A 25,243-nucleotide genomic window follows, 5' to 3' on the forward strand; every position below is an offset into this window, starting at 1 on the left:
GTGAACCTCAAGACGGCAGGTTCGTACTAGCCGCGCCAGGACGATCCGCGCACTAATCGCGACGTGAAGCCGCGCGGGCGGCGAGGGAGACGGCCATGGCGTTGAAGTGCACCCATCTTGACCAGATCCAGGACGTGACGCCGGGCACGGCCGGCTGCGAGGAATGCCTGAAGACGGGCGACCGCTGGCTGCACCTGCGGCTCTGCCGGACCTGCGGCCACGTCGGCTGCTGCGACCAGTCCAAGAACAAGCACGCCACCAAGCATTTCAAGCTGACCGGCCACCCGATCATCGAGGGGTACGACCCGCCGGAAGGCTGGGGCTGGTGCTATGTCGACGAGGAGTTCTTCGAATTCGACGCGCCGACCCCACATCCCGGGCCCATCCCGCGTTTTTATTGATCGAGCGTCGAGATCTCCGCCATGGGCAAGCCGAGCAAGATTCTTCTGCAGACCACCATCCAGACCGCTGTCGAGGACTGGTCGATCACGCGTTTCTCGATGCTGGCGGACTATCTGGGGCAACTGCGCGATCCTGACGGCGACCCGGTTTTCGAGATCGTCGCCCGCGACCGTGGGCCGCTCGACGCGCCCGACCCCGTGCTGTCGGGGCTGGAAGAGTCGGACTTCGCGGCGATGTGGCTGTTCGCGGTCGATGTGGGCGACGGGCTCAGCGCCGACGAATGCACGGCCATCTCACGGTTCCGGGCGCGCGGCGGCGGCCTGATGGTGACGCGCGACCACCAGGACCTGGGCAGCAGCGTCTGCACCCTGGGCGGGGTGGGCGCGGCGCATCATTTCCACAGCAAGAATCAGGACCCGGACGAATCACGTCACCAGATCGACGACCGGCTCACGACCTACATCAGCTGGCCGAACTATCATTCCGGCGCGAACGGCGATTTTCAGACGATCAAAATCGTCGGCGACGTCCATCCCGTCCTGAGCGACGCCGCCTCGGAAAGCGGCGCCATACGCTTTCTGCCGTCGCATCCGCACGAAGGCGCCGTCGGCGCGCCGGCCGATGATTCGACCGCGCGGGTGATCGCCATGGGCGTCAGCAAAGTCAGCGGCGCGGCCTTCAATCTGGCCGTGGCGTTCGAACCGTCGCCCGACGGCGGTCCCGCGATGGCCCAATCCACCTTCCACCACTTCGCCGACTACAACTGGAACCCCGCCGCCGGCGCGCCCAGCTTCGTCTCCGAACCGCCGGGCGACGCCCTGTCGCGCTCGCCCCAGGTCCAGCGCGACATCCGGCTCTATGCGCGCAACGTGGCGCTCTGGCTGGCGGGACGGCCCGTGGACGGGCCCGTACGCGACGCCGTGCTGGAGGATCTGCACCAGGACATCGTGCTGGACGAGGAACTGGAGGAAAGCTTTCCGGCCAGCGATCCGCCGGCGGCCGCCCGTCGGGGCGGCTGATCGGGACGTGAAAGGGAAGGGGAAGTGGCGCGAATGACGGGACTTGAACCCGCGACCTCCGGCGTGACAGGCCGGCGCTCTAACCAACTGAGCTACATCCGCGTCGGGCGCGAACAAATGTCCGGCGCGGTCGTTCCATAGACTAGCCTAGCGGTGGGAAGCAGCCAACTTCAGGGAAGTGGCGCGAATGACGGGACTTGAACCCGCGACCTCCGGCGTGACAGGCCGGCGCTCTAACCAACTGAGCTACATCCGCATCAGGCTCCGCCGAAGCGAAGTGCGACCCGCCGTGCGGCGAGGGGCGTCTGATATGTCGGTCGGATGGCACTGTCAACGGCCATGTCGTGGAAGCTGTGGGTGAATGCTTGTTGCGATCGTTTCTCAATGTGCCTCAGGCGTTTGAACCCTTGGTGACGCTGGGCTACAACGCGCTCGATTCAAGCCAAGGGCTGTCATGAACGCCTTCCTTCTCCAGTATCTGCCGATCGTGATCTTCCTAGGGATCGCGGCGGTCATCGGCATCGCCTTCATCCTCGCGGCCGCGGTGCTCGCCCCCAAGGCGCCGGACCCTGAAAAGCTGTCCGCCTACGAATGCGGCTTCAACGCTTTCGACGACGCGCGCATGAAGTTCGACGTCCGGTTCTACTTGGTCTCGATCCTGTTCATCATCTTCGACCTGGAAGTGGCCTTCCTGTTCCCGTGGGCCGTTTCGCTGATGAAGCTGCCGCACGACGTGGCCGCCTTCGCCTTCTGGTCGATGCTGGTCTTCCTGGGCGTTCTGACCGTCGGCTTCATCTACGAATGGAAGAAGGGCGCCCTCGAATGGGAGTGATCATTCCCCCCACCGGCTCGGCTCCCAGCTCGCCGCTGGTTCCCGCCGGCTCGGCCGCCCGGTCGACCGTGCAGGGCTATGACCCCAAGCTGCACGACCCCTATTTCGACGGCCTGTCGGGCCAGCTGGCCGACAAGGGCTTCGTCACGGCGGCCGCCGACGACCTGATCACCTGGGCCCGCACCGGCTCGCTGATGTGGATGACGTTCGGCCTGGCCTGCTGCGCCGTCGAAATGATGCACTCGGCCATGCCGCGCTATGACCTGGAGCGCTACGGTTTCGCGCCCCGCGCCAGCCCGCGCCAGTCGGACGTGATGATCGTCGCCGGCACCCTGACCAACAAGATGGCTCCGGCTCTGCGCAAGGTCTACGACCAGATGCCCGAGCCGCGCTACGTCATCTCGATGGGCAGCTGCGCCAACGGCGGCGGCTACTATTATTACAGCTACAGCGTCGTGCGCGGCTGCGACCGGATCGTGCCGATCGACATCTATGTCCCCGGCTGCCCGCCCACCGCCGAGGCCTTGGTCTATGGCGTGCTGCAGCTGCAGAAGAAGATCCGTCGCACGGGGACGATCGAGCGATGACCGACGTGACTGTCACCGAGGCCGAAGTTCCGGCCCTGTCGCCCCTGGAAGCCTTGGGTCAAGCGATCGTCGCCAACTCGGCCGGCGCGATCACCGCCTGGCACGTGGCGTTCGGCGAGCTGAACCTGCTGGGCCCGTCCAATCGGGTCGTCCAGGCGCTGACCTATCTGCGCGACCACCCCGACTATCGCTTCCACCAGCTGGTGGATCTGACAGGCGTCGACTATCCGGAGCGCGAGCGCCGGTTCGACGTGGTCTATCACCTGCTGTCGCTGGTGAAGAACCATCGCGTGCGCCTCAAGGTGCAGACCGACGAGGACACCGCCGTTCCCAGCGTCACGCCGGTGTTCCCGGTCGCCGACTGGTTCGAGCGCGAAGCCTTCGACATGTACGGGATCTTCTTCGACGGTCACCCCGACCTGCGCCGGATCCTGACCGACTACGGCTTCCACGGCCATCCGCTGCGGAAGGACTTCCCGATGACGGGCTATGTCGAGGTCCGCTACGACGACGAGCTGAAGCGCGTGGTCTACGAGCCCGTGAAGATCACCGAGTTCCGGGCGTTCGACTTCCTGTCCCCCTGGGAGGGCGCCAAGTACGCCCTGCCGGGCGACGAGAAGGCTGGGAAGTAAGTCATGACTGGTCAAAACTCTCCCGCCGCCGCGACCGACTTCTTCCACGACGCGCCGTCGCTGCCGGCCGTGCCGGAAACCCCGGTTCGCAAGTTCAACATCAACTTCGGTCCGCAACACCCGGCCGCGCACGGCGTGCTGCGCCTGGTGCTGGAGCTGGACGGCGAAATCGTCGAACGCGTCGATCCGCACATCGGCCTGCTGCATCGCGGCACCGAGAAGCTGATGGAGGCCCGCACCTACCTCCAGAACATCCCGTACTTCGACCGCCTCGACTACGTGGCGCCGATGAACCAGGAACATGCGTTCTGCCTGGCCATCGAGAAGCTGCTGGGCGTTGACGTGCCGATGCGCGGCAGCCTGATCCGCGTGCTGTTCTGCGAAATCGGCCGGGTGCTGAACCACCTGCTGAACGTGACGACCCAGGCCATGGACGTCGGCGCCCTGACGCCGCCGCTCTGGGGCTTCGAGGAACGCGAGAAGCTGATGGTGTTCTACGAGCGCGCCTGCGGCGCTCGCCTGCACGCCAACTACTTCCGTCCGGGCGGCGTCCACCAGGACCTGACCCCGTCGCTGATCGACGACATCGAGAAGTGGGCGAAAGCCTTCCCGAAGATCTGCGACGACATCGAAGGCCTGATCACCGACAACCGCATCTTCAAGCAGCGCAACGTCGACATCGGCGTGGTGACCAAGGAAGACGCGCTGGCCTGGGGCTTCTCGGGCGTGATGGTGCGCGGTTCGGGTATCGCCTGGGACCTGCGCCGCAACCAGCCCTACGAGTGCTACAACGACTTCGAGTTCGACATCCCGCTGGGCAAGAACGGCGACTGCTACGATCGCTATCTGTGCCGCATGCAGGAAATGCGCGAGTCCACCAAGATCATCCTGCAGGCCATCGAGAAGCTGCGCGTCACGCCCGGCCCGGTGATGACCGAGGACAACAAGGTCAGCCCGCCGCGTCGCGCCGAGATGAAGCGGTCGATGGAAGCCCTGATCCATCACTTCAAGCTCTACACCGAAGGCTTCCGCACGCCGGAAGGCGAGGTCTACGCTTCGGTCGAAGCGCCCAAGGGCGAGTTCGGCGTCTATGTGGTGTCGAACGGCACCAACAAGCCGTACCGCTGCAAGATCAAGGCTCCGGGCTTCTCGCACCTGGCGGCCATGGACTGGATGAACCGCGGCCACCAGCTGGCCGACGTCTCGGCCATCCTGGGCTCGCTCGACATCGTGTTCGGCGAGGTCGATCGATGAGCCTGGAAGCCATCGCCCAGGCCCAACTGGACGCCTACAACGCCCAGGACCTGGACGCCCACTGCGCGCACTTCGCGGACGACGTGGTCGTGGCCACGCTGAACGGCGACGTGTCTCGCACGGGCATCGAGGCCTATCGGGCCTTCTACGCCAAGACCTTCGCCGAGTTCCCCAAGAACAACGCCAAGCTCCTGAACCGCGTCGTGGTCGGTTCGAACGTGATCGACCACGAGCACGTCGACCGCGGCAACGGCGACGCGCCGTTCCAGGTCGCCGCCATCTACACCTTCAAGGGCGACAAGATCGTCCGCGTGGATTTCGCCCGATGAGCGTACGTCGTCTCGCCAAGGAACAGCCGGCCAGCTTCGCCTTCTCGAAGGACAGCCAGGCCAAGGCCGACTGGTGGAAAGCCAAATATCCCGCCGAGCGCAAGCAGTCGGCGGTGATCCCGATGCTGTGGCTGGCCCAGAAGCAGGAAGGCTGGGTTTCCGAACCCGCCATCCAGGAGATCGCCAAGCAACTGGCGATGCCGGTCATCCGCGTTCTGGAGGTCGCCACCTTCTACGTGATGTTCCAGCTGCAGCCGGTCGGCAAGGTCGCCTTCGTCCAGCTATGCGGCACCACGCCGTGCCAGCTGCGCGGCGCGCTGGACCTGCGCGCGGTGCTGAAGGCCAAGATTGGCGAAGCCAACGACGTCTCGGCCGACGGCAAGTTCAGCTGGGAAGAGGTCGAGTGCCTGGGCGCCTGCTGCAACGCGCCGATGGCCGCCATCAACGACTACTACTACGAAGACCTGACGCCGGAGAGCCTGGCCCAGATCCTCGACGATTTCGCCGCCGGCAAGTCGCCCAAGCCGGGCAGCTATGACGGCCGTGGCGCGTCGGAGCCGAAGGGGGCGATCCACACCCTGACGGACCCGAAGCTGTACGACGGCTCGCTGGCCAAGAAGATCAAGATCCCGAACCTGCCCGAGAAGCCGAAGAAGGCTCCGAAGGCGGAGCCCGCCGCCTGATGCAGCACGCCGACGCCATCCAGAAGAAGCGCCTGACCACGATGTTCGCCATCGATGTGGTCTGCTTCGTGCTGGCCGGCGCGGCGGTCATCGGCTACGTGGCCGCCAAGATCGACTGGCTGGCTCCCGTGTTCATCGGGGCCATCGCGGTCGGGCTGGGCGCGCAGATCTGGTTCATCCTGGGCTGGATGAAGGCCGCCAAGCAGGACGGGGAGGGCAAGGCGTCGTGACCGACGATCCCCAACTCCTCGCCAAGCGCGTGGCCTATGTGAAGACCGTCCGGGGTCTTTATCGCAACGAGCGCATGGCCGGTCTGATCGGCTGTCTGCTCGGCGCGATGCTCCTGATCTGGGGGCGTCAGGTCGCGGGGGCGCCCGGTTGGGCCGTTCCCGTCGCTTTCCTGGTGATAGGCGCCGCTTGGTCGCTTTTCGCCTATGTCATCATTCGTCGGACGCGCTATGTGCGCGCCCATCCATTCGATCCGCAAAGCTGAGTCATGGTCGGTATCCTCGAAGACAAGGACCGCATCTTCACGAACCTCTACGGTCTCCACGATTGGGGCCTGGAAGGTGCGAAGAAGCGCGGCTGCTGGAATGGCACCAAGGACATCCTGGACGCGGGTCGCGACTGGATCATCGACAACATGAAGAACTCCGGCCTGCGCGGCCGGGGCGGGGCGGGCTTCGGCACCGGCCTGAAGTGGTCGTTCATGCCCAAGGAAGTGAAGGACGGTCGTCCGCACTACCTGGTCGTCAACGCCGACGAGTCCGAGCCGGGCACCTGCAAGGACCGGGAGATCATGCGGCATGATCCGCACCTCCTGATCGAGGGCTGCCTGATCGCCTCGCGCGCCATGCTGGCCCACGCCTGCTACATCTACATTCGCGGCGAATACGTCCGCGAACGCGAAGTGCTGGAAGAGGCGATCAAGCAGGCCTACGAGGCCAAGCTGATCGGCAAGAACAACGTCCACGGCTGGGACTTCGATCTCTACGTCCACCACGGCGCCGGCGCCTATATCTGCGGCGAAGAGACGGCCCTGCTGGAAAGCCTGGAAGGCAAGAAGGGCCAGCCGCGCCTGAAGCCGCCGTTCCCGGCCGGCGCGGGCCTCTACGGCATGCCCACGACCGTCAATAACGTCGAGAGCATCGCCGTCGCCGGCACCATCCTGCGTCGCGGCGCGGCCTGGTTCACCGGCTTTGGCCGTCCCAACAACGCCGGCACCAAGCTGTTCTGCGTCTCGGGCCACGTGAACCTGCCCTGCAACGTCGAAGAGGCGATGAGCATCCCCTTCCGCCAGCTGATCGAGGATCACTGCGGCGGGATCCGGGGCGGCTGGGGCAACCTGAAGGCCGTGATTCCGGGCGGCGCCTCGGTGCCGATGATTCCGGCCGAGCAGTGCGAAGACCTGCCGATGGACTTCGACGCCCTGCGCAATCTGAAGTCGGGCCTGGGCACCGCGGCCGTCATGGTCATGGACAAGGACACCGATCTGGTCCGCGCCATCGCCCGCCTGAGCTACTTCTACAAGCACGAGAGCTGCGGCCAGTGCACGCCGTGCCGCGAAGGCACCGGCTGGATGTGGCGGGTCATGGAGCGCATGGCCACCGGTGAGGCCGATCCGAAAGAGATCGACACCCTGCTGGACGTCACGACCCAGGTCGAGGGTCACACCATCTGCGCCCTGGGCGACGCGGCCGCCTGGCCGATCCAGGGCCTGTTCCGTCACTTCCGCCACGAGGTGGAAGACCGGATTGCATCGTACCGGACTGGCCGCCTGCACGTGCAGGGCGCCAGCCTGATCGCGGCGGAGTAAGTAAATGGCTATCGCCAAGGTCAACGGCGTCGAGGTCGAGTTCGAACCCGGCATGACGGTTCTGCAGGTCGCGGAACTGGCCGGGGAAGAGATCCCGCGCTTCTGCTATCACGAGCGCCTGAGCATCGCCGGCAACTGCCGCATGTGCCTGGTCGAGGTGAAGCCTGGTCCGCCCAAGCCGCAGGCGTCTTGCGCCCTGCCGGCCGCCGAGGGCCAGGAGATCTTCACCAAGACCCCGATGGTCAAGAAGGCCCGCGAAGGGGTGATGGAGTTCCTGCTCATCAACCACCCGCTGGATTGCCCGATCTGCGACCAGGGCGGCGAGTGCGATCTGCAGGACCAGGCCATGGGCTATGGCCGCGACGACAGCCGCTATCACGAGAACAAGCGCGCGGTCGAAGAGAAGGCCATGGGCCCGCTCATCAAGACCGTGATGACGCGCTGCATCCAATGCACGCGTTGTGTCCGCTTCATCACCGAAGTCGCCGGCTCGCCGGAGATCGGCTTGATCTCGCGCGGCGAAGACGTTGAAATCACGACCTATCTGGGCGCGGCGGTGACGTCGGAGCTCAGCGCCAACGTCATCGACCTGTGCCCGGTCGGCGCCCTAACCTCCAAGCCCTACGCCTTCGAGGCGCGGCCCTGGGAGCTGAAGAAGACCGAGAGCGTCGACGTCATGGACGCCCTGGGCTCGTCGATCCGCGTCGATGCCCGCGGCGCCGCCGTCCTGCGCGTGCTGCCGCGCGTCAACGAGGACGTCAACGAAGAGTGGATCTCGGACAAGACGCGCTACGCCGTCGACGGCCTGCAGCGTCAGCGTCTGGACCGCCCGTACGTCCGCGTCGGCGGCAAGCTGCAACCGGCCAGCTGGGCCCAGGCCTTCGCCGCCGTCGCCGCCAAGATCAAGGCCGCTCCGGCCGACCGCGTCGGCGTCATTGCCGGCGACCTGCAGGACGCCGAGAGCCTGAAGGCGACCAAGGACCTGTTCACCGCCCTGGGCGTGAAGAACCTGGACGCCCGTCAGGACGGTTCGACCCTGGGCTACGGTCCGCGCGAAAGCTGGCTGTTCAACTCGACGATCGCCGGCATCGAGAACGCCGACGTGGTGCTGTTCATCGGCGCCAATCCGCGCCTCGAGGCTCCGGTCCTGAACACCCGGTTCCGCAAGCAGTGGATCGCCGGCAAGACCCGCTTCGGCGTGATCGGCGAACAGGCCGACCTGACCTTTGACTACGACTACCTCGGCGCCGGAACCAAGACCCTGTCGGGCCTGGCCAAGGCCAAGAACGACTTCGTCACGGCTCTGAAGAACGCCCAGCGTCCGGCGATCATCGTCGGGCAGGGCGCTCTGACTCGCGCCGACGGCGCCGCCGTGCTGAAGGCCGCCGCCGGCCTGGCCAAGACGTTCAACGTCGTTCGCGAAGGCTGGAACGGCTGGAACGTGCTGCACACCGCCGCCGCCCGCGTGGCCGGCCTGGATCTCGGCTTCGTGCCGGGCGAGGGCGGTCTGTCGACGGCGGACATGCTGAAGCCGGGCGCGCTGGACGTGCTGTTCCTGCTGGGCGCCGACGAGTGCGAAACCGCCGCTTTGGACGCCTTCAAGGTGTATCTGGGCACCCACGGCGACGCCGGCGCCCACAAGGCCGACGTCATCCTGCCGGGCGCGGCCTACACCGAGAAGAACGGCCTCTATGTGAACACCGAAGGCCGCGTCCAGATGGGCGAGCGGGCGGTGTTCCCCAAGGGCGAGGCCAAGGAAGACTGGTCGATCCTGCGGGCCCTGTCCGAGCACCTGGGCGCCAAGCTGCCCTATGACAGCCTGGACCAGCTGCGCGCCAAGCTGTTCGCCGAGCACCCCACCTTCGGCCAGATCGACTACGCCCCGGGCTCGGTGGCCACGTCGTTCGACCTGTCGGGCCTGGGTGGCGCGGGCGAGCTTTCGGACGCGCCGTTCGAAAGCCCGATCAAGGCCTTCCACCTGACCAACCCCATCGCGCGCGCCAGCGTGACCATGGCCGAATGCGCGGCCACGGTTTCCGGCGCCGCCAAGATCGCGGCGGAGTAGGCCGGTGAGCGAATTCTTCTCTAACCCCGCCGTGACCTGGACCCTGCTGACCACCGGCGGCATCCTGCTGGTCGTGGTCTGGGTGCTGCTGAGCCTGGCCTTCCTGCTGCTGGCCGACCGCAAGATCTGGGCCGGCGTGCAGATGCGCAAGGGCCCCAACGTGGTGGGGCCGTTCGGCCTGCTGCAGTCCTTCGCCGACTTCTTCAAGTTCGTGCTGAAGGAAATCATCATCCCGGCCGGCGCCGACAAGGTGATCTTCCTGCTGGCCCCGCTGCTGAGCCTGGTCCTGGCCTTCGTGGGCTGGGCCGTGGTGCCGTTCGCGCCGGGCTGGGTGGTTTCCAACCTCAACGTCGGCATCCTGTACCTGCTGGCGATGAGCTCGCTGGGCGTCTACGGCATCATCATGGGCGGCTGGGCTTCGAACTCGAAGTACCCGTTCCTGGGCGCGCTACGTTCGGCGGCGCAGATGGTGTCGTACGAAGTGTCGATCGGCCTGATCATCATCACGGTGATCCTGCTGGCCGGCACCATGAACCTCAGCTCGATCGTCGAGCAGCAGGGCGGCTGGTTCTGGAACTGGAACGTCTTCGGCGGCGGTCTGCACAACCTGATCCTGCTGCCGGTGATGGTCATCGCCATGGGCATGTTCTTCATCTCGGCCCTGGCCGAGACCAACCGCCCGCCGTTCGACCTTCCCGAAGCCGAATCCGAACTCGTGGCCGGCTATCAGGTCGAGTACAGCTCGACCCCGTACCTGCTGTTCATGGTCGCCGAATATTCGAACATCGTCCTGATGTGCGCGATGATCAGCGTGCTGTTCTTCGGCGGCTGGAACCCGGGCTTCCCGATCGGCTTCACGGCCGGCTGGCCGCCGTTCCTGGTCAACTTCCTGCTGGCCCTGGTGTTCTATTTCAAGATCGTCGTCGCGTTCTTCATGATCGCCATGGCCAAGGCCATCGTGCCTCGCTACCGCTACGACCAGCTGATGCGCCTGGGCTGGAAGGTCTTCCTGCCGATGTCGCTGGTGCTGGTGCTGCTGGTCTCGGCCTGGCGCGTGTTCGGACTGCACGCGTGATCGGCCAGACCGCCTCTCTGGCCCCCGCGGCCCTGGCGCTGGGCCTGGCCCTGACGGGCTGCGCGACCGACGACGTCGCCTCGGCGCCGACGTCCTATTCGCTGGGACGCGGCGTGGTCAGCTATGACGAGCTGCGCCGCGCCGACGAAAAATGCGCCGCCGAGGGCGGCAAGATTGAAGCCAAGCAGGACGGGGGCGACCCCGCTCAGCTTTCGAACTACACCTGCGTGATCTCGAAGGGTAAGCAGCGTCAATGATGCAACGCATTTCCCAAGCCGTTAAAGGCGTGGCCCTGCTGGACTTCGCGGGGGCCTTCGGCCTGGCGATGAAGTACATGATCGCGCCGAAGAAGACCGTGATCTATCCGAACGAGCGCGGCCCGCAGTCGCCCCGTTTCCGCGGCGAGCACGCCCTGCGTCGCTATCCGTCGGGCGAAGAGCGCTGCATCGCCTGCAAGCTGTGCGAAGCCATCTGCCCGGCCCAGGCCATCACCATCGAGGCCGAACCGCGCGATGACGGCAGCCGCCGCACGACCCGCTACGACATCGACATGGTCAAGTGCATCTACTGCGGCCTGTGCCAGGAGGCTTGCCCGGTGGACGCCATCGTCGAGGGGCCGAACATCGAGTTCGCCGTCGAGACGCGCGAAGAGCTCTACTACGACAAGGAAAAGCTGCTCGACAACGGCGACCGTTGGGAACGGCTGATCGCGAAGAATCTGGAGTTGGACGCGCCCTACCGCTAAAGGACGGGGCGCGATTCCGAGGGTTGGCGGCGGGTCATCCGACACGTCGTTGTTTTATGGTTTTAAGGGGAGCACCTGCCTTGCAGGCGATAGCTTTCTATTTGCTCGCGGTAGCGACCGTGGTGGCGGGTCTTCTCGTCGTCTCGGCCAAGAACCCCGTGCACTCGGTGCTCTTCCTGATCACCGCCTTCTTCTCGGCCGCGGGCCTCTTCGTCCTGATGGGCGCGGAGTTCCTGGCGATGCTGCTGATCGTCGTCTATGTGGGCGCGGTCGCGGTGCTGTTCCTGTTCGTCGTCATGATGCTCGACGTGGACTTCGCCGAGCTGCGACAGGGCTTCGCCCAGTATCTGCCGATCGGCGGCCTGGTCGGCGGGTTCCTGACGCTGGAGATGATCTTCGTCGCCGCGACGGTGGCCACCAACGGCGCGGCCGGCAAGAACGCCGCCCCGATGGCCTCGCCGCTGGGCGTGCCGAACACCGAGGCGATCGGCCGGGTGCTCTACACCGACTACATCTTCTTCTTCCAGCTGGCGGGCCTGGTGCTGCTGGTGGCCATGATCGGCGCCATCGTCCTGACCCTGCGCCACAAGCCGGGCGTCAAGCGCCAGAACATCGAAAAGCAGAACGCCCGCACCCCCAAGACCGGGATGGAACTCGTGCAGATCAAGCCGGGCGAGGGGATCAGCGAATGATCGGCCTGTCGCATTATCTCGTCGTCGCCGCGATCCTGTTCACGATCGGCGTCTTCGGCATCTTCGTGAACCGCAAGAACATCATCGTCATCCTGATGTCGATCGAGCTGATCCTGCTGGCGGTGAACATCAACCTGGTGGCCTTCTCGGTCTTCCTGCACGACGTGGTGGGGCAGATCTTCGCCATGTTCGTGCTGACCGTGGCCGCGGCCGAAGCGGCCGTGGGCCTGGCCATCCTGGTGACGTTCTTCCGCAACCGCGGTGACATCGCCGTCGACGACGCCAGCGTGATGAAGGGCTGAGACCAGTGCAGACTCTCGTCACCATTCTCGTCTTCGCGCCGCTGGTCGCCGCGATCATCGCCGGCCTCTTCGGCCGCCGCATCGGCAATGTCGCTTCCCAAGCGATCACCACGGGCGGCCTGCTGCTGGCCTGTGGCCTGGGCTGGTACACGTTCAGCCAGTGGACCTGGGGTCACATGGAGGCCTTCACGGTCAACCTGCTGCCCTTCATCCACGTGGGCAACTTCGTCTCCAACTGGTCCATCCGCATCGACGCCCTGTCGTGCGTGATGCTGATCGTGGTGACGACGGTCTCGGCCCTCGTGCACATCTATTCCTGGGGCTACATGGCCGAGGACGACAGCAAGCCGCGCTTCTTCGCGTACCTGTCGCTGTTCACCTTCGCCATGCTGGCGCTCGTCACCGCCGCCGACTTCATGCAGCTGTTCTTCGGCTGGGAAGGGGTGGGTCTGGCCTCGTACCTGCTGATCGGCTTCTGGTTCAAGAAGCCGACCGCCAGCGCCGCGGCCATCAAGGCCTTCGTCGTGAACCGCGTGGGCGACTTCGGTTTCGCCCTGGGCATCATGACCACCTTCTGGGCGTTCGGCACGATCCAGTTCCACGAGATCTTCCCGCAGATCGCCTCGGGCGCGTCGCGCACCTGGGAGTTCGCGGGCCACACCTTCCCGCTGGTCGACATCGCCTGCTTCCTGCTGTTCATCGGCGCGATGGGCAAGTCGGCGCAGTTCTTCCTGCACACCTGGCTGCCGGACGCCATGGAAGGCCCGACCCCGGTCTCGGCCCTGATCCACGCGGCGACCATGGTCACCGCCGGCGTCTACATGCTGTGCCTGCTGTCGCCGATGTTCGAATACGCGCCCGTCGCCAAGAACATCGTCACGGTGATCGGCGCGGTCACGGCCCTGTTCGCGGCGACCGTCGGCCTGACCCAGAACGACATCAAGCGGGTCATCGCCTATTCGACCTGTTCGCAGCTGGGCTACATGTTCTTCGCGGCCGGCGTCGGCGCCTACCAGGCGGCGATGTTCCACCTGTTCACCCACGCCTTCTTCAAGGCGCTGCTGTTCCTGGGCGCCGGTTCGGTGATCCACGGCATGCACCACGAGCAGGACATGCGGAAGTACGGCGCCCTGGCCAAGCTGCTGCCGGTGACGTTCATCGCCATGACCATCGGCACGATCGCCATCACGGGCCTCGGCTTCCCGCCGCTGGAACTGGGCTTCGCCGGCTTCTACTCCAAGGACACCATCATCGAGGCGGCCTTCGCCGCCGGCGGCAAGAATGGCATCGCCATGTTCGCCTGGGTGATCGGCGTGCTGGTGGCCGGCCTGACCTCGTTCTACTCCTGGCGCCTGGCGTTCTTCACCTTCAACGGCAAGGCCCGCTGGGGTCACGACGATCACCATGCCCATGACGCGCACGCCGCCCATGGCCATGAGGATCACGTCCACGACGAAACCCACGACGAGCCGTTGGCCGACGATCATGCGCACGACGACCATGGCCACGGCCATGATCACAAGCCGCATGAGAGCCCGTGGGTGATGCTGGTTCCGCTGGTGGTGCTGTCGATCGGCGCGATCTTCGCCGGCTTCGTCTTCGTCGACTACTTCGTCGGTCACGATCAGCAGGAGTTCTGGCGCGGCGCGATCTACAACGCCCCGACCAATCACGTCCTGCACGAGGCCCATGAGGTGGCCGAGTGGGTGAAGTACAGCCCGCTGATCGCCTCGCTGATCGGCCTGGCCATCGCGGTCTGGGTCTATCTGATCAAGGGCAACGAGCGTCTCGGCGAGAAGCTCGCGGCCCGCAACGGCCCGCTGTACGTGTTCTTCTACAACAAGTGGTTCTTCGACGAGCTGTACCAAGCCACCTTCGTGCGCGCGGCCAAGTTCCTCGGCGACCTGTTCTGGAAGGGCGGCGACCAGAAGCTGATCGACGGCTTCGGACCCGACGGCGTCAGCGCCGTCAGCTACGAAGTGGGCCGTCGGACCGGCAAGCTGCAGTCCGGCTACCTGTACCACTACGCCTTCGTCATGCTGCTCGGCGTCGCCGGCCTGCTGACGTTCGCCCTTTACGCATTCCGTTGAGGACGGATCGATGACCGGCCTGCTTAGCCTCACCACCTTCGCCCCGCTTGTCGGTGTGGTCCTGCTGCTGGCGGTTCGCGCCGCCCAGGGCGACAACGCCAAGACGGACAACCTGGCCAAATGGATCGCCCTGGCGACCACCTTGGTCACCTTCGCCCTGTCGGTCGTGCTGGTCGCCCAGTTCGACGCCAAGAACCCCGGCTTCCAGTTCGTGGAAGACATGGCCTGGTTCGCGGGCCTGCATTACCGCATGGGCGTGGACGGCATCTCGGTGCTGTTCGTCCTGCTGACCACCTTCCTGCTGCCGATCTGCATCATCGCCAGCTGGAAGTCGGTCGAGAAGCGCGTCGTCGAATACCTGATCGCCTTCCTGTTGCTGGAAGTGCTGGTCGTCGGGGTGTTCTGCGCCTTGGACCTGATCCTGTTCTACCTGTTCTTCGAGGCCAGCCTGGTCCCGATGTTCCTGATCATCGGCATCTGGGGCGGCAAGCGCCGGATCTACGCGGCCTACAAGTTCTTCCTCTACACGCTGCTCGGCTCGGTGCTGATGCTGGCGGCCATGCTGTCGATGATCGCCGTGGCCCACACCTCGTCGATCCCCGACCTGATGCACTACAAGTTCGCCCCGTGGCTGCAGACCTGGCTGTGGCTGGCCTTCTTCGCCAGCTTCGCGGTCAAGATGCCGATGTGGCCGGTGCACACCTGGCTGCCCGACGCCCACGTCGAGGCCCCGACGGCCGGTTCGGTGATCCTGGCGGGCATCCTGCTGAAGCTGGGGGGCTACGGCTTCCTGCGCTTCAGCCTGCCGATGTTCCCCAACGCCTCGGAGCTGTTCCAGCCGCTGGTGTTCGCGATGTCGGCCATCGCCATCGTCTACACCTCGCTGGTCGCCTTCCGTCAGACCGACATCAAGAAGCTGATCGCCTATTCGTCGGTGGCCCACATGGGCTTCGTGACCATGGGCATCTTCTCGGGCAACGTCGCCGGCGAGCAGGGCGCGATCTTCCAGATGCTGAGCCACGGCCTGATCTCGGGCGCGCTCTTCCTCTGCGTCGGCGTGGTCTATGACCGCATGCACACCCGCGAGATCGCCTTCTACGGCGGCCTGACCAACCGCATGCCGTGGTATGCCGCGACCTTCATGCTGTTCACCATGGGCAATGTCGGCCTGCCGGGCACCTCGGGCTTCGTCGGCGAAATCCTGACCATGACCGGCACGTACAAGGCCTCGACCTGGACCGCGATCGTCGCCACCACGGGCGTGATCCTGTCGGCGGTCTATGCGCTGAACCTGTACCGTCGCGTGATGTTCGGCGAGATCGTCAATCCCGAGCTCAAGACCATCACCGACCTCGACAAGCGCGAGATCCTGATCTTCGCCCCGCTGATCATCGGCACCCTGGTGCTCGGCGTTTATCCCAATCTCATCTTCAACCTGACCGCGTCGTCCGTCGACGGGCTCGTCGGCGCCTGGCGCGCCGCCGTGGGCGGGTGAGGGACCCCATGACGTTCGCCGCCAACTTCTCCCTCGTTCTTCCCGAAGTGATCCTCGGGGCCTCGGCCCTGGTGTTGCTGGTCTGGGGTGCGTTCCAAGGCAAGACCTCGCCGTTGTTCACCGGCGCGGCCGTCCTGGCCCTGCTGGGCGCGGCCGTGGCCGCCGTGGTCGGGCCGCATGGCCACGCCTTCAACGGCGTCTATTCGGCCGACGCCGGCGCGACCTACGCCAAGGTCCTGATCTACGGCTTCAGCGCCATCGCCGTCGTCCTGGGCGACCGCTGGCTGGCCGTGCGCGGCGACCAGAAGTTCGAATTCGCCGTGCTGGTGATCCTGTCGGCCCTGGGCATGGGCGTCACCGCCTCGGCCGGCGACCTGATCAGCCTCTATATCGGCGTCGAGCTGCAATCGCTGGCCCTGTACGTCCTGGCCGCCTTCCGCCGCGACGACGCCAAGTCGTCTGAAGCGGGCCTGAAGTATTTCGTGCTGGGCGCGCTGTCGTCGGGCCTGCTGCTGTACGGCGCTTCGCTGATCTACGGTTTCGCCGGTTCTACCCGCTTCGCCGACATCGCCGCCGTCGCCCATGGCGCGCACGGCACGGGCCTGCTGTTCGGCCTGGTGTTCCTGCTCTGCGGCCTGGCGTTCAAGGTCTCGGCCGCGCCGTTCCACATGTGGACGCCGGACGTCTATGAAGGCGCCCCGACCCCGGTCGTCGGCTTCTTCGCCGCCGCGCCCAAGCTGGCCGCCATGATGATGTTCGCCCGCGTGCTGGGCGACGCCTTCCCGGACTCGGTGGCCCAGTGGCGCCAGATCCTGGTCATCACGTCGCTGGCCTCGGTCTTCGTCGGCGCCTTCGCCGGCCTGGCCCAGAGCAACCTCAAGCGCCTGTGGGCCTACAGCTCGATCGCCAATGTCGGCTACGCCCTGCTGGGCGTGGCGACGGGCGGCGAGACCGGCCTGCACTCGATGCTGCTGTTCATGACCCTGTACATGGTCGACGTCACCGGCTTCTTCGCCTGCCTCCAGGCCCTGTCGCGCGACGGCAAGCCCATGGAGACCATCGAGGACATGGCCGGCCTGGTGAAGGAACGCCCGGGCATCGCCCTGGCCATGACTGCCTTCTCGCTGTCGGCTCTGGGCCTGCCGCCGTTCTCGGGCTTCTGGGCCAAGTTCTACGTCTTCGGCGCGGCCATGGGCTCGGGCGATGTGCTGTTGCAATGGGCGGCGGTGCTGGGCCTGGTGGGCAGCGTGGTCGCGGCGTTCTACTATCTGCGCCTGATCAAGACGATGTGGTTCGACGCCCCGGTCGCGACCGTGGACAAGCCGCAGCCGACCGCCCGCGCGATCGGTTTCGCCGCCGCGCTGTTCTCGTTCCCGATCGTGCTGGTTGCGCTGATCTGGCTGGATCCCGCCGCCAGGGCCGCCGCGGCGGCCTTTGGCCACGCGTGACGTGACGGGCGCTCTTTCGCCCGCGCCCGTCGTTGTCCTGGACGAGATCGACTCGACCAACGCCGAGGCCCGTCGCCGCGCGGAAGCGGGGGAGGCGGGCCCGGTCTGGATTCTCGGCCTGCGTCAGACGGCCGGTCGTGGTCGTCGCGGTCGCGCCTGGGAGACTGGCGACGGCAACCTGGCCGCCACCCTGCTGTTTTCCACCGACAAGCCGCCGGCCGAAGCGGCCCAGGTGTCGTTCGTCGCGGCCCTGGCGGTCGCCGACCTGCTGGCCGCCTACGCGCCCGCCAGCCTGGTCAGCCTGAAATGGCCCAATGATCCGCTGCTGGGCGGGCTGAAGGTCAGCGGTATCCTGATCGAGTCTGGCGCGCGGCCGACGGGCGGCCTGTGGATCGCCGTCGGGGTGGGCGTGAACCTGGCCCGCAAGCCGATCGACAGCGAGCGCCCCGCCACCGCCCTGACCACCTGGCGCGACGCCCCGCCGCCATCGCCGATCGAGGCGATCGAGATCCTGGCCGCCGCCTTCGCGCGCTGGCAGGACGTCTGGCTGCGCTTGGGCTTTCCCGCCATCGCCGACGCCTGGACCGCCCGCGCCCATGGCCTGGGCGAGCCCTGCGTCGCCCGCCTGGGGACCGAAACCCTGGAGGGGATCGCCGAAGGACTGGACGGCGACGGCGCGCTGCGTCTTCGTCTGGCCAGCGGCCAATTGCGGCGGATCACCGCCGGCGACGTCTTTTTCGGAGGGGCCTCCTGATGCTGCTGGCCATCGAACAGGGCAACACCAACACCATGTTCGCCATCCATGATGGCGCCGAGTGGATCGCCCAATGGCGCGCCGCCACCGAGAGCACGCGCACGGCCGACGAATACGTCGTCTGGCTGTCGCAGCTGTTGTCGATGCACGGCCTGGGCTTCCGGGCCATCGACGCCTGCATCATCTCCAGCGTGGTGCCGCAGTCGATCTTCAACCTTCGCAACCTGTCGCGGCGCTATTTCAACGTCGAACCGCTGGTGATCGGCGAGAACGCCAAGCTGGGCGTCGACGTGCGCATCGACAAGCCGTCCGAGGCCGGCGCCGACCGCCTGGTCAACGCCGTGGGCGCGCACATGATCTATCCCGGCCCACTGATCGTCATCGACAGCGGCACGGCCACCACCTTCGACATCGTGGGCGCCGACGGGGCCTTCGAGGGCGGCATCATCGCCCCGGGCATCAACCTGTCCATGCAGGCCCTGCACGAAGCGGCCGCCAAGCTGCCGCGCATCGCCATCCAGCGCCCGGCCCGCAATCGCGTGGTGGGCACCGACACCGTCAGCGCCATGCAGTCGGGCGTGTTCTGGGGCTATATATCGCTGATCGAGGGCCTGGTGGCCCGGATCAAGGCCGAGCGGGCCGAACCCATGACCGTGATCGCCACCGGCGGCGTCGCCTCGCTGTTCGAGGGCGCGACCGAAACCATCGATCACTTCGATTCAGATCTGACCATTCGTGGTCTCCTCGAAATTCATCGCCGTAACACCCATTTAGAGACGTAATGACCAAATATACCGACAAGCCTTCCCCCAAAGACGAGCTCGTCTTCCTGCCTCTGGGCGGGTCGAACGAGATCGGCATGAACTTCAATCTGTACGGCTTCGGCCCGGCCGACGATCGCAAGTGGATCGTCGTGGACCTGGGCGTGACCTTCGGCGACCAGACGACGCCCGGCGTCGAGATCATCCTGCCCGACCCCGAATTCATCGAGGCCTACAAGGACGACATCCTGGGCATCGTCCTGACCCACGCCCACGAAGACCACCTGGGCGCCGTGCACTGGCTGTGGCCGCGCCTGAAGGCGCCGGTGTTCGCCACGCCGTTCACCGCCTTCCTGCTGCGTGAGAAGCTGCGCGACGCCCGCCTGCTGGACGAGGTCGAGATCACCGAGATCCCGCTGAGCGGCAGCTTCGACCTGGGGCCGTTCCACCTGGAAATGGTCACCCTGACCCACTCGATCCCCGAGCCGAACGGCCTGGCGATCAAGACCCCGTTGGGCACGATCCTGCACACCGGCGACTGGAAGATCGATCCCGATCCCCAGTTGGGCGGCCCCACCGACATCGACGCCATCAAGCGCCTCGGCGACGAGGGCGTGCTGGCCATGGTCTGCGACAGCACCAACGTGTTCGTCGACGGCGAGGCCGGCTCGGAAGCCGGCGTGCGCGTGGCGATGAACAGGCTGATCGCCGGCCTGACCGGCAAGATCGCCGTGGCCTGCTTCGCCTCGAACGTGGCGCGCATGGACACCGTGATCCGCGCCGCCCAGGCCGCCGGCCGCAAGGTCTGCCTGGCCGGCCGCTCGATGCACCGCATGAGCGCCGCCGCGCGTCACGTCGGCCTGCTGGAGGGCCTGGAGCCGTTCATCACCGACGACCAAGCCAAGTACCTGCCCGAGAACGAAGTGCTGTTCCTGTGCACCGGCAGCCAGGGCGAGGCCCGCGCGGCCCTGGCCCGGATCGCCGAAGGCACCCACCCGCACGTCAAGCTCTCGCAGGGCGACCACGTGATCTTCAGCTCGCGGGTCATCCCCGGCAACGAGATCCCGATCCGCAACCTGCAGAACAAGCTGGCCGATCGCGGCGTGCGCCTGCACACCGAGCGCGACACCCCCGGCATCCACGTCAGCGGCCACCCGTGCCGCGACGAGCTGAAGCAGATGTACCAGTGGGCCCGGCCGACCATCGCCGTGCCGACCCACGGCGAGCGCCGCCACCTGATCGAGCACGCCGCCTTCGCCAAGGACCTGCAGGTGCCGCACGCGATCAGCCCGCGCAACGGCGACATGGTGCTGCTGGCTCCCGGCCATCCCAAGATCATCGACGAGGTCCCCGCGGGCCGTCTCTATGTCGACGGCGGCGTGGTGACGCCCGAGAACGGCGAGGCCCTGCGCGAGCGGCGTCACGCGGCGTTCAACGGCATGCTGGCCGTGTCGGTCGTGCTGGACGGTCGCAACAAGATCGTCTCGGGCCCGCAGGTCCGAGGCCTCGGCCTGGCCGGCGACGCCGAGTACCCGCTGGACGACGCCCTGGACGATCTGGCCGAAGAGGCCGAGACCGCCTTCAAGCGCCTGAGTGGCGACCAGTGCGAGATCGACGAAGCCATCGAAAGCGCCCTGTCCAAGGCCGTGAAGAAGGCCGCCTTCCGCATCTGGGAACGCAAGCCCGTGGTCGAGACCACGGTCCTGCGGATCTAGACGTTCGATGAGCGACGAGCGGACGCCGGTTTCCGAAGCCCCACCTCGAGAAGCGATGTGGGGCAGGGGACCGGCCATGCTCTGGTTCGAGGCCTGGCCGGTGCTGGTGATCACCAGCGTGCTGTGGCTGGTCTGCGCCGCCCAGGCGATCGGCGAGAGCCTGGGCTACGGCGACGCGATCCTGACCTACGGCGCGCTGTGGAAGCCGGGCGTCTTCCAGGGGCTGTGGTGGACGCCGCTGACCCACATGTTCATGCACGCCAGCTGGCAGGCGCCGATGGGCTGGCTGCACATCACCATGAACAGCGGCGCGCTGATCGCCCTGGGTCCGGCCATCGCTCAGCGTCTGGGCCGGGACTGGATTGGCGGGCTTCTGTTCCTGTTCTTCTTCGTCGCCTGCGGCTTGGCCGGCGCGGCCGCCTTCGTGCTGCTGGGTCCTGAGCAGGCCCCGGCCGTCGGGGCGTCGGGCGCGATCTTCGGGCTATGGGGCGCGGTCGCCCGGCTCGCGGCGCCTGGGCAGGCCAAGCTGGCGCCCCTGTTCTCGCGAGGAGTCGCCCGGCAGGTCGGCTCGGCGGTCGTTTCCAACCTGCTGGTCGTAGGCCTTGGCGCCGGTTACGGCCTGGCGTCCGGCGCGGGCGTCATCGGCGTCGCCTGGCAGGCCCACCTGGGCGGCTTCGTCGCCGGGATCCTGCTGATCCAGGTGATGCCCGTGCGCTTCCACTGGTTACAGGGTCTGCCCAAGAGCTCGCAGCCGGTCTGACGCGGGGGCGATCGATGGCGCCCAGCGCCTCGAAAACGCCTCGCCGGGGTTCCAGGAAGTCGTCTATACCCTCGCAAAACAGAACAAGGGCGCGGTCCAACGAGGCCGAGCCTCCACCGCGCAGGATACGAAACCCATGATCGGCAAGCTCAACCACGTCGGCGTCGCCACCCCCTCGATCGACGAGTCGGTGAAGATGTACCGCGACCTGCTGGGCGCGACCTCGCACACCGAAAAGTGGGCCATGCCGGAGCAGGGCGTCTGGGTGTGCTTCGTCAACCTGCCCAACAGCCAGATCGAACTGATCGAGCCCTATGGCGAGGCCTCGCCGATCCACGGCTTCCTGGCCAAGAACCCCAAGGGCGGCCAGCACCACATCTGCTTCGAGGTGGAAAACATCTACGAGGCGCGCGACAGCCTAGTCGCCAAGGGCGCCACCGTGCTGGGCGAGCCGCGCATCGGCGCCCATGGTACACTGATCATCTTCGTTCACCCCAAGGACATGGGCGGCATGCTGGTCGAGCTCATGGAAACACCCCAAAACCACTGAGAAGAGAAAGCCCACCGATGGGTCCCGTCACCTGCATCGCCGTCTATCTGACCATCTGGTGGACCACGCTGTTCGCCGTGCTGCCGCTGGGCAACCGCACCTTCAAGGAGATGGGGATCGAGCCGCCGCCTGGCGCGGATCCGGGCGCGCCGGTCAATCCGAACCTGAAGCGCAAGTTCTTCACCACGACCTGGGTTTCGGCGATCGTGATGGCCGGGCTGCTGCTGACCATCCACTTCCACCTGATCCGCCTGCCGGATCTCCCCGCCACCTACTGATCATAGACCAAGGGGCAAGATGAGGCGCCCAAGCCTTGGGCGGGCGGCGTCATATTTGCCGGCATTCGCCCAATCCGTGGGCGAACTTCGCCAACTGGTCAGGCCAGACGCAATCGGGCGCCCCGAACAATCGTTCGGAGCCTAATCTCAGACTCACGAGGCCGGCTTTTCCGACCTTGCTCTGTGGCGTCTTCCCCGACGATGACTTGAAAGGCCGCGCGACGATCGCGCGGCCTTCTTTTCTTTGTCCACAAGATTGGCTCAGCCATCTTTTCGCCGCGCGCGTTGCCAAGCTGACGCCCAAGCGGCTATCTCAACGCCTGCAATTCCCCGGAGACGTCTCGTCCATGCGCCTGTCGCGCTATTTCCTGCCCGTTCTGAAAGAAGCTCCCTCCGACGCCCAGATCGTTTCGCACCAGCTGATGCTGCGCGCGGGCATGATCCGCCAGGAGGCGGCGGGCATCTACGCCTGGCTGCCGCTGGGCCTGAAGGTGCTCAAGAAGGTCGAGCAGATCGTCCGCGAAGAGATGGACCGCGCCGGCGCCGTCGAACTGCTGATGCCGACCATCCAGCTGGCCGAGCTGTGGCGCGAGAGCGGCCGCTACGAGGCCTATGGCGACGAGATGTTGCGCATCACCGACCGCCACAAGCGCGAGCTGCTGTTTGGTCCCACCGCCGAGGAAGTCGTCACCGACATCTTCCGCGCCTCGGTGAAGAGCTACAAGGACCTGCCCAAGAACCTCTACAACATCCAGTGGAAGTTCCGCGACGAACGCCGCCCGCGCTTCGGCGTGATGCGCGGCCGCGAATTTCTGATGAAGGACGCCTACAGCTTCGACCTCGACGCCGAGGGCGCGCGCGCGTCGTACAACCGCATGTTCGTGGCCTATCTGAACCTGTTCTCGCGCATGGGCCTGAAGGCCGTGCCGATGCGCGCCGACACCGGCCCGATCGGCGGCGACCTGTCCCACGAGTTCATCGTCCTGGCCGAGACCGGCGAAAGCGCCGTGTTCTGCCACAAGGACCTGGTCGAGATGGCCGCGCCCGGCCCGGACGTCGACTGGTACGGCGACCTGCAGCCGCTGGTGAACCAGCGCACGGCGCTCTACGCGGCGACCGAGGAAATGCACGACGAGGCCGCCTTCGCCGCGGTCCCCGAGAGCGACCGCCTGTCGGCGCGCGGCATCGAGGTGGGCCACATCTTCTCGTTCGGCACCAAGTATTCCGAGCCGATGAAGGCCCTGGTCACCGGTCCCGACGGCAAGGACGTGCCGGTGCAGATGGGCAGCTACGGCGTCGGCGTCTCGCGCCTGCTGGGCGCGATCATCGAGGCCAGCCACGACGAGGGCGGCATCATCTGGCCCGAATCCGTCGCACCGTTCGACGTCAGCATCATCAACATGCGCCAGGGCGACGCCGCCTGCGACGAGGCCTGCGAGACCGCCTACAAAGCGCTCAAGGCCGCCGGCCGTGATCCGCTCTATGACGACACCGACACCCGCGGCGGCGCCAAGTTCGCCACGGCGGACCTGATCGGCGTGCCGTGGCAACTGATCGTCGGCCCCAAGGGCGTCGCCGAGGGCGTGGTCGAGGTGAAGAACCGCAAGACCGGCGAGCGTCACAGCGCGCCGCTCGCCGACGTGATCGCTCAACTGTCTGCTAAGGCCGCCTGATGGCCCTCGGCGCCGGTCCGTTCGGAACCTGGGAGCGCACCGTTGCCTGGCGGTACCTGCGCAACAAGCGCAAGAACGGCGGCGTGGCGCTGATCGCCATCATCTCGTTCTCGGCGGTGATGCTGGCGGTGTTCGCCCTGATCACCGTGATGAGCGTGATGAATGGCTTCCGCGCCGAGCTGCTGGGCCGGCTGCTGGGCTTCAACGGCCACGTCTACGCCCAGGGCCCGCTGCTGAACGGTCCGGATCGCGACGGCGTCATCGGTCGCATCAAGGCCGTGCGCGGCGTGACCCAGGCCGCGCCGATGGTCGAGGCCCAGGCCATGGTCATCGGCCCGAGCCAAGTGTCCGGCGCCATCGTGCGCGGGGTCACCCCGGCCGATCTGCGCGGCATGAAGATGATCGCGACCAACATCAAGCGCGGCTCGCTGGCCGGCTTCGGCGAGGGCGAGTACGGCGGCGACATCGTGCTGATCGGCGATCGCATGGCCCGCAACCTGGGCCTGTCGGTCGGCGACGCCATCACCCTGATCTCGCCTTCGGGTCCGGCCACGGCGTTCGGCACCTCGACGCGCGAGAAGGACTACACGGTCGGCGGCATCTTCAGCGTGGGCATGAGCCAGTTCGACGAGAGCTTCGTCTACATGCCGCTGCCCCAGGCCCAGCTGTTCTTCGGCCGCGACACCTCGATCGACTATGTCGAGATCAAGATCGCCGACCCGGACAAGGCCAAGGAGATCAAGCCGATCATCGAGCAGGCCAGCGGTCCGGGCGCCTTCGTCCAGGACTGGATGGACAAGAACGCCAGCTACTTCAACGCCCTGCAGGTCGAGCGCAAGGTGATGCGGCTGATCCTGTTCTTTATCGTCGCCATCGCCACCCTGAACATCATCTCGGCCCTGGTCATGCTGGTGAAGAACAAGGGCCGCGACATCGCCATCCTGCGCACCATGGGGGCCAGCCAGGCCTCGATCCTGCGGATTTTCGTCATGGCCGGCGCTTCGATCGGCCTTTCGGGAACCCTGGCGGGCCTGCTGCTGGGCACGCTGTTCTGCGCCAACATCACCGCCATCCAGAACTTCGTGGAATGGGTGACGGGCACGGCGGTGTTCAGCGCCGACATCTATTTCCTGGCCCATATCCCGGCCAAGATCGATTGGGCCGAGGTCGCCAGCATCGTCGGCATCTCGACGGCCATGAGCATCCTGGCCACCCTGCCGCCCGCCATCCGCGCCTCGCGGCTCGATCCGGTCGAGGCCCTTCGCTATGAGTGATCCCACCCAGCC

General features: G+C 66.3%; 28 protein-coding genes and 2 tRNA genes. 28 read left to right on the forward strand and 2 right to left on the reverse strand.

What is annotated here, in order from left to right; translation table 11 throughout:
• The first annotated feature begins 95 nt into the window (after positions 1-95).
• Together G3M62_RS10600 and G3M62_RS10605 are read left to right on the forward strand one after the other, a co-directional pair.
• Positions 96-401, forward strand: a complete 306-nt coding sequence (locus G3M62_RS10600; protein ID WP_205691987.1) for a UBP-type zinc finger domain-containing protein — start codon at positions 96-98, stop codon at positions 399-401.
• Between the two features lie 21 nt (positions 402-422).
• Positions 423-1,421 carry a hypothetical protein gene (locus G3M62_RS10605; protein ID WP_205691988.1) on the forward strand — a complete coding sequence of 333 codons (999 nt, stop codon included), beginning with the start codon at positions 423-425 and terminating at the stop codon, positions 1,419-1,421.
• 25 nt (positions 1,422-1,446) lie between these two features.
• Here the strand turns inward: G3M62_RS10605 and G3M62_RS10610 are convergent.
• Positions 1,447-1,523 (reverse strand) — tRNA-Asp (locus G3M62_RS10610).
• A 77-nt stretch (positions 1,524-1,600) separates the two neighbouring features.
• A tRNA-Asp gene (locus G3M62_RS10615) sits at positions 1,601-1,677 on the reverse strand.
• A 198-nt stretch (positions 1,678-1,875) separates the two neighbouring features.
• Between G3M62_RS10615 and G3M62_RS10620 the strand changes: the two genes are divergently transcribed.
• The 26 genes from G3M62_RS10620 to G3M62_RS10745 all read left to right on the forward strand — a co-directional run bounded on the left by G3M62_RS10620 (position 1,876) and on the right by G3M62_RS10745 (position 25,231).
• A complete protein-coding gene (locus tag G3M62_RS10620) occupies positions 1,876-2,253 on the forward strand; it encodes an NADH-quinone oxidoreductase subunit A (RefSeq protein WP_028037644.1) in 378 nt (125 codons plus the stop codon).
• Positions 2,223-2,840 (forward strand): NuoB/complex I 20 kDa subunit family protein, encoded by a 618-nt coding sequence (locus tag G3M62_RS10625; protein ID WP_165186837.1) that lies wholly within the window; start codon positions 2,223-2,225, stop codon positions 2,838-2,840. Before G3M62_RS10620 ends, G3M62_RS10625 begins: the two co-directional genes overlap by 31 nt.
• Complete coding sequence (locus G3M62_RS10630; RefSeq protein WP_165186839.1) at positions 2,837-3,472, forward strand: NADH-quinone oxidoreductase subunit C; 636 nt, start codon at positions 2,837-2,839, stop codon at positions 3,470-3,472. Before G3M62_RS10625 ends, G3M62_RS10630 begins: the two co-directional genes overlap by 4 nt.
• A gap of 3 nt (positions 3,473-3,475) precedes the next feature.
• Complete coding sequence (locus G3M62_RS10635; RefSeq protein ID WP_165186841.1) at positions 3,476-4,726, forward strand: NADH-quinone oxidoreductase subunit D; 1,251 nt, start codon at positions 3,476-3,478, stop codon at positions 4,724-4,726.
• Positions 4,723-5,055 carry a nuclear transport factor 2 family protein gene (locus G3M62_RS10640; protein WP_165186843.1) on the forward strand — a complete coding sequence of 111 codons (333 nt, stop codon included), beginning with the start codon at positions 4,723-4,725 and terminating at the stop codon, positions 5,053-5,055. Before G3M62_RS10635 ends, G3M62_RS10640 begins: the two co-directional genes overlap by 4 nt.
• Entirely contained in the window at positions 5,052-5,738 is a 687-nt protein-coding gene (nuoE, locus tag G3M62_RS10645; protein ID WP_165186844.1) for an NADH-quinone oxidoreductase subunit NuoE, read from the forward strand. Before G3M62_RS10640 ends, nuoE begins: the two co-directional genes overlap by 4 nt.
• Positions 5,738-5,968, forward strand: a complete 231-nt coding sequence (locus G3M62_RS10650) for a hypothetical protein (protein ID WP_165186846.1) — start codon at positions 5,738-5,740, stop codon at positions 5,966-5,968. Before nuoE ends, G3M62_RS10650 begins: the two co-directional genes overlap by 1 nt.
• Positions 5,965-6,231, forward strand: coding sequence for a hypothetical protein (locus G3M62_RS10655; protein ID WP_165186848.1), 267 nt, complete (start codon positions 5,965-5,967; stop codon positions 6,229-6,231). Before G3M62_RS10650 ends, G3M62_RS10655 begins: the two co-directional genes overlap by 4 nt.
• A gap of 3 nt (positions 6,232-6,234) precedes the next feature.
• Positions 6,235-7,554: an NADH-quinone oxidoreductase subunit NuoF gene (gene nuoF, locus G3M62_RS10660; RefSeq protein WP_165186849.1), complete on the forward strand. Its 1,320-nt coding sequence runs from the start codon at positions 6,235-6,237 to the stop codon at positions 7,552-7,554.
• Positions 7,555-7,558: 4 nt separating this feature from the next.
• Complete coding sequence (nuoG, locus tag G3M62_RS10665; protein WP_165186851.1) at positions 7,559-9,619, forward strand: NADH-quinone oxidoreductase subunit NuoG; 2,061 nt, start codon at positions 7,559-7,561, stop codon at positions 9,617-9,619.
• 4 nt (positions 9,620-9,623) lie between these two features.
• Positions 9,624-10,694 (forward strand): NADH-quinone oxidoreductase subunit NuoH, encoded by a 1,071-nt coding sequence (nuoH, locus tag G3M62_RS10670; RefSeq protein WP_165186852.1) that lies wholly within the window; start codon positions 9,624-9,626, stop codon positions 10,692-10,694.
• Positions 10,691-10,951: a hypothetical protein gene (locus G3M62_RS10675; RefSeq protein ID WP_165186854.1), complete on the forward strand. Its 261-nt coding sequence runs from the start codon at positions 10,691-10,693 to the stop codon at positions 10,949-10,951. The genes nuoH and G3M62_RS10675 overlap by 4 nt, the downstream gene beginning before the upstream one ends.
• The gene (nuoI, locus tag G3M62_RS10680) at positions 10,948-11,439 is read left to right on the forward strand and encodes an NADH-quinone oxidoreductase subunit NuoI (protein WP_165186856.1); all 492 of its coding nucleotides are present in this window, start codon (positions 10,948-10,950) and stop codon (positions 11,437-11,439) included. The genes G3M62_RS10675 and nuoI overlap by 4 nt, the downstream gene beginning before the upstream one ends.
• Positions 11,440-11,495: 56 nt before the next feature.
• A complete protein-coding gene (locus G3M62_RS10685) occupies positions 11,496-12,131 on the forward strand; it encodes an NADH-quinone oxidoreductase subunit J (protein ID WP_165186857.1) in 636 nt (211 codons plus the stop codon).
• Positions 12,128-12,433 carry an NADH-quinone oxidoreductase subunit NuoK gene (gene nuoK, locus G3M62_RS10690; RefSeq protein WP_089929645.1) on the forward strand — a complete coding sequence of 102 codons (306 nt, stop codon included), beginning with the start codon at positions 12,128-12,130 and terminating at the stop codon, positions 12,431-12,433. The genes G3M62_RS10685 and nuoK overlap by 4 nt, the downstream gene beginning before the upstream one ends.
• Before the next feature lie 5 nt (positions 12,434-12,438).
• Positions 12,439-14,523, forward strand: a complete 2,085-nt coding sequence (gene nuoL / locus G3M62_RS10695; RefSeq protein ID WP_165186859.1) for an NADH-quinone oxidoreductase subunit L — start codon at positions 12,439-12,441, stop codon at positions 14,521-14,523.
• A gap of 10 nt (positions 14,524-14,533) precedes the next feature.
• Entirely contained in the window at positions 14,534-16,018 is a 1,485-nt protein-coding gene (locus G3M62_RS10700) for an NADH-quinone oxidoreductase subunit M (protein WP_165186861.1), read from the forward strand.
• 8 nt (positions 16,019-16,026) lie between these two features.
• Entirely contained in the window at positions 16,027-17,466 is a 1,440-nt protein-coding gene (gene nuoN, locus G3M62_RS10705; protein ID WP_165186863.1) for an NADH-quinone oxidoreductase subunit NuoN, read from the forward strand.
• 1 nt (position 17,467) lies between these two features.
• Positions 17,468-18,220 (forward strand): biotin--[acetyl-CoA-carboxylase] ligase, encoded by a 753-nt coding sequence (locus G3M62_RS10710; protein WP_165186864.1) that lies wholly within the window; start codon positions 17,468-17,470, stop codon positions 18,218-18,220.
• A complete protein-coding gene (locus tag G3M62_RS10715; protein WP_165191283.1) occupies positions 18,217-19,002 on the forward strand; it encodes a type III pantothenate kinase in 786 nt (261 codons plus the stop codon). The genes G3M62_RS10710 and G3M62_RS10715 overlap by 4 nt, the downstream gene beginning before the upstream one ends.
• Positions 19,002-20,696 (forward strand): ribonuclease J, encoded by a 1,695-nt coding sequence (locus tag G3M62_RS10720; protein ID WP_165186866.1) that lies wholly within the window; start codon positions 19,002-19,004, stop codon positions 20,694-20,696. Before G3M62_RS10715 ends, G3M62_RS10720 begins: the two co-directional genes overlap by 1 nt.
• A gap of 76 nt (positions 20,697-20,772) precedes the next feature.
• Positions 20,773-21,456 carry a rhomboid family intramembrane serine protease gene (locus G3M62_RS10725; protein ID WP_246263553.1) on the forward strand — a complete coding sequence of 228 codons (684 nt, stop codon included), beginning with the start codon at positions 20,773-20,775 and terminating at the stop codon, positions 21,454-21,456.
• Between the two features lie 136 nt (positions 21,457-21,592).
• Complete coding sequence (gene mce, locus G3M62_RS10730; protein WP_165186870.1) at positions 21,593-22,006, forward strand: methylmalonyl-CoA epimerase; 414 nt, start codon at positions 21,593-21,595, stop codon at positions 22,004-22,006.
• A 17-nt stretch (positions 22,007-22,023) separates the two neighbouring features.
• Positions 22,024-22,284 carry a DUF1467 family protein gene (locus tag G3M62_RS10735; RefSeq protein WP_165186871.1) on the forward strand — a complete coding sequence of 87 codons (261 nt, stop codon included), beginning with the start codon at positions 22,024-22,026 and terminating at the stop codon, positions 22,282-22,284.
• 347 nt (positions 22,285-22,631) lie between these two features.
• Positions 22,632-23,957 (forward strand): proline--tRNA ligase, encoded by a 1,326-nt coding sequence (proS, locus tag G3M62_RS10740; protein WP_165186873.1) that lies wholly within the window; start codon positions 22,632-22,634, stop codon positions 23,955-23,957.
• Positions 23,957-25,231, forward strand: a complete 1,275-nt coding sequence (locus tag G3M62_RS10745; RefSeq protein ID WP_165186875.1) for a lipoprotein-releasing ABC transporter permease subunit — start codon at positions 23,957-23,959, stop codon at positions 25,229-25,231. The genes proS and G3M62_RS10745 overlap by 1 nt, the downstream gene beginning before the upstream one ends.
• The last annotated feature ends 12 nt before the right edge of the window (positions 25,232-25,243 follow it).

The organism is Caulobacter soli (genome assembly GCF_011045195.1).
Taxonomy (GTDB): Bacteria; Pseudomonadota; Alphaproteobacteria; order Caulobacterales; family Caulobacteraceae; genus Caulobacter; species Caulobacter soli.

Coding starts and splice junctions, on each gene's coding strand:
- G3M62_RS10625 (WP_165186837.1), top strand. CDS start 2,223: ATGGAAGAAGGGCGCCCTCGAATGGGAGTGATCATTCCCCCCACCGGC.
- G3M62_RS10630 (WP_165186839.1), top strand. CDS start 2,837: ATGACCGACGTGACTGTCACCGAGGCCGAAGTTCCGGCCCTGTCGCCC.
- nuoE (WP_165186844.1), top strand. CDS start 5,052: ATGAGCGTACGTCGTCTCGCCAAGGAACAGCCGGCCAGCTTCGCCTTC.
- nuoI (WP_165186856.1), top strand. CDS start 10,948: ATGATGCAACGCATTTCCCAAGCCGTTAAAGGCGTGGCCCTGCTGGAC.
- G3M62_RS10600 (WP_205691987.1), top strand. CDS start 96: ATGGCGTTGAAGTGCACCCATCTTGACCAGATCCAGGACGTGACGCCG.
- proS (WP_165186873.1), top strand. CDS start 22,632: ATGCGCCTGTCGCGCTATTTCCTGCCCGTTCTGAAAGAAGCTCCCTCC.
- G3M62_RS10640 (WP_165186843.1), top strand. CDS start 4,723: ATGAGCCTGGAAGCCATCGCCCAGGCCCAACTGGACGCCTACAACGCC.
- G3M62_RS10700 (WP_165186861.1), top strand. CDS start 14,534: ATGACCGGCCTGCTTAGCCTCACCACCTTCGCCCCGCTTGTCGGTGTG.
- G3M62_RS10685 (WP_165186857.1), top strand. CDS start 11,496: ATGGTTTTAAGGGGAGCACCTGCCTTGCAGGCGATAGCTTTCTATTTG.
- nuoN (WP_165186863.1), top strand. CDS start 16,027: ATGACGTTCGCCGCCAACTTCTCCCTCGTTCTTCCCGAAGTGATCCTC.
- G3M62_RS10745 (WP_165186875.1), top strand. CDS start 23,957: ATGGCCCTCGGCGCCGGTCCGTTCGGAACCTGGGAGCGCACCGTTGCC.
- G3M62_RS10620 (WP_028037644.1), top strand. CDS start 1,876: ATGAACGCCTTCCTTCTCCAGTATCTGCCGATCGTGATCTTCCTAGGG.
- G3M62_RS10650 (WP_165186846.1), top strand. CDS start 5,738: ATGCAGCACGCCGACGCCATCCAGAAGAAGCGCCTGACCACGATGTTC.
- G3M62_RS10735 (WP_165186871.1), top strand. CDS start 22,024: ATGGGTCCCGTCACCTGCATCGCCGTCTATCTGACCATCTGGTGGACC.
- G3M62_RS10725 (WP_246263553.1), top strand. CDS start 20,773: ATGCTCTGGTTCGAGGCCTGGCCGGTGCTGGTGATCACCAGCGTGCTG.
- nuoF (WP_165186849.1), top strand. CDS start 6,235: ATGGTCGGTATCCTCGAAGACAAGGACCGCATCTTCACGAACCTCTAC.
- G3M62_RS10635 (WP_165186841.1), top strand. CDS start 3,476: ATGACTGGTCAAAACTCTCCCGCCGCCGCGACCGACTTCTTCCACGAC.
- G3M62_RS10605 (WP_205691988.1), top strand. CDS start 423: ATGGGCAAGCCGAGCAAGATTCTTCTGCAGACCACCATCCAGACCGCT.
- G3M62_RS10720 (WP_165186866.1), top strand. CDS start 19,002: ATGACCAAATATACCGACAAGCCTTCCCCCAAAGACGAGCTCGTCTTC.
- nuoG (WP_165186851.1), top strand. CDS start 7,559: ATGGCTATCGCCAAGGTCAACGGCGTCGAGGTCGAGTTCGAACCCGGC.
- nuoK (WP_089929645.1), top strand. CDS start 12,128: ATGATCGGCCTGTCGCATTATCTCGTCGTCGCCGCGATCCTGTTCACG.
- mce (WP_165186870.1), top strand. CDS start 21,593: ATGATCGGCAAGCTCAACCACGTCGGCGTCGCCACCCCCTCGATCGAC.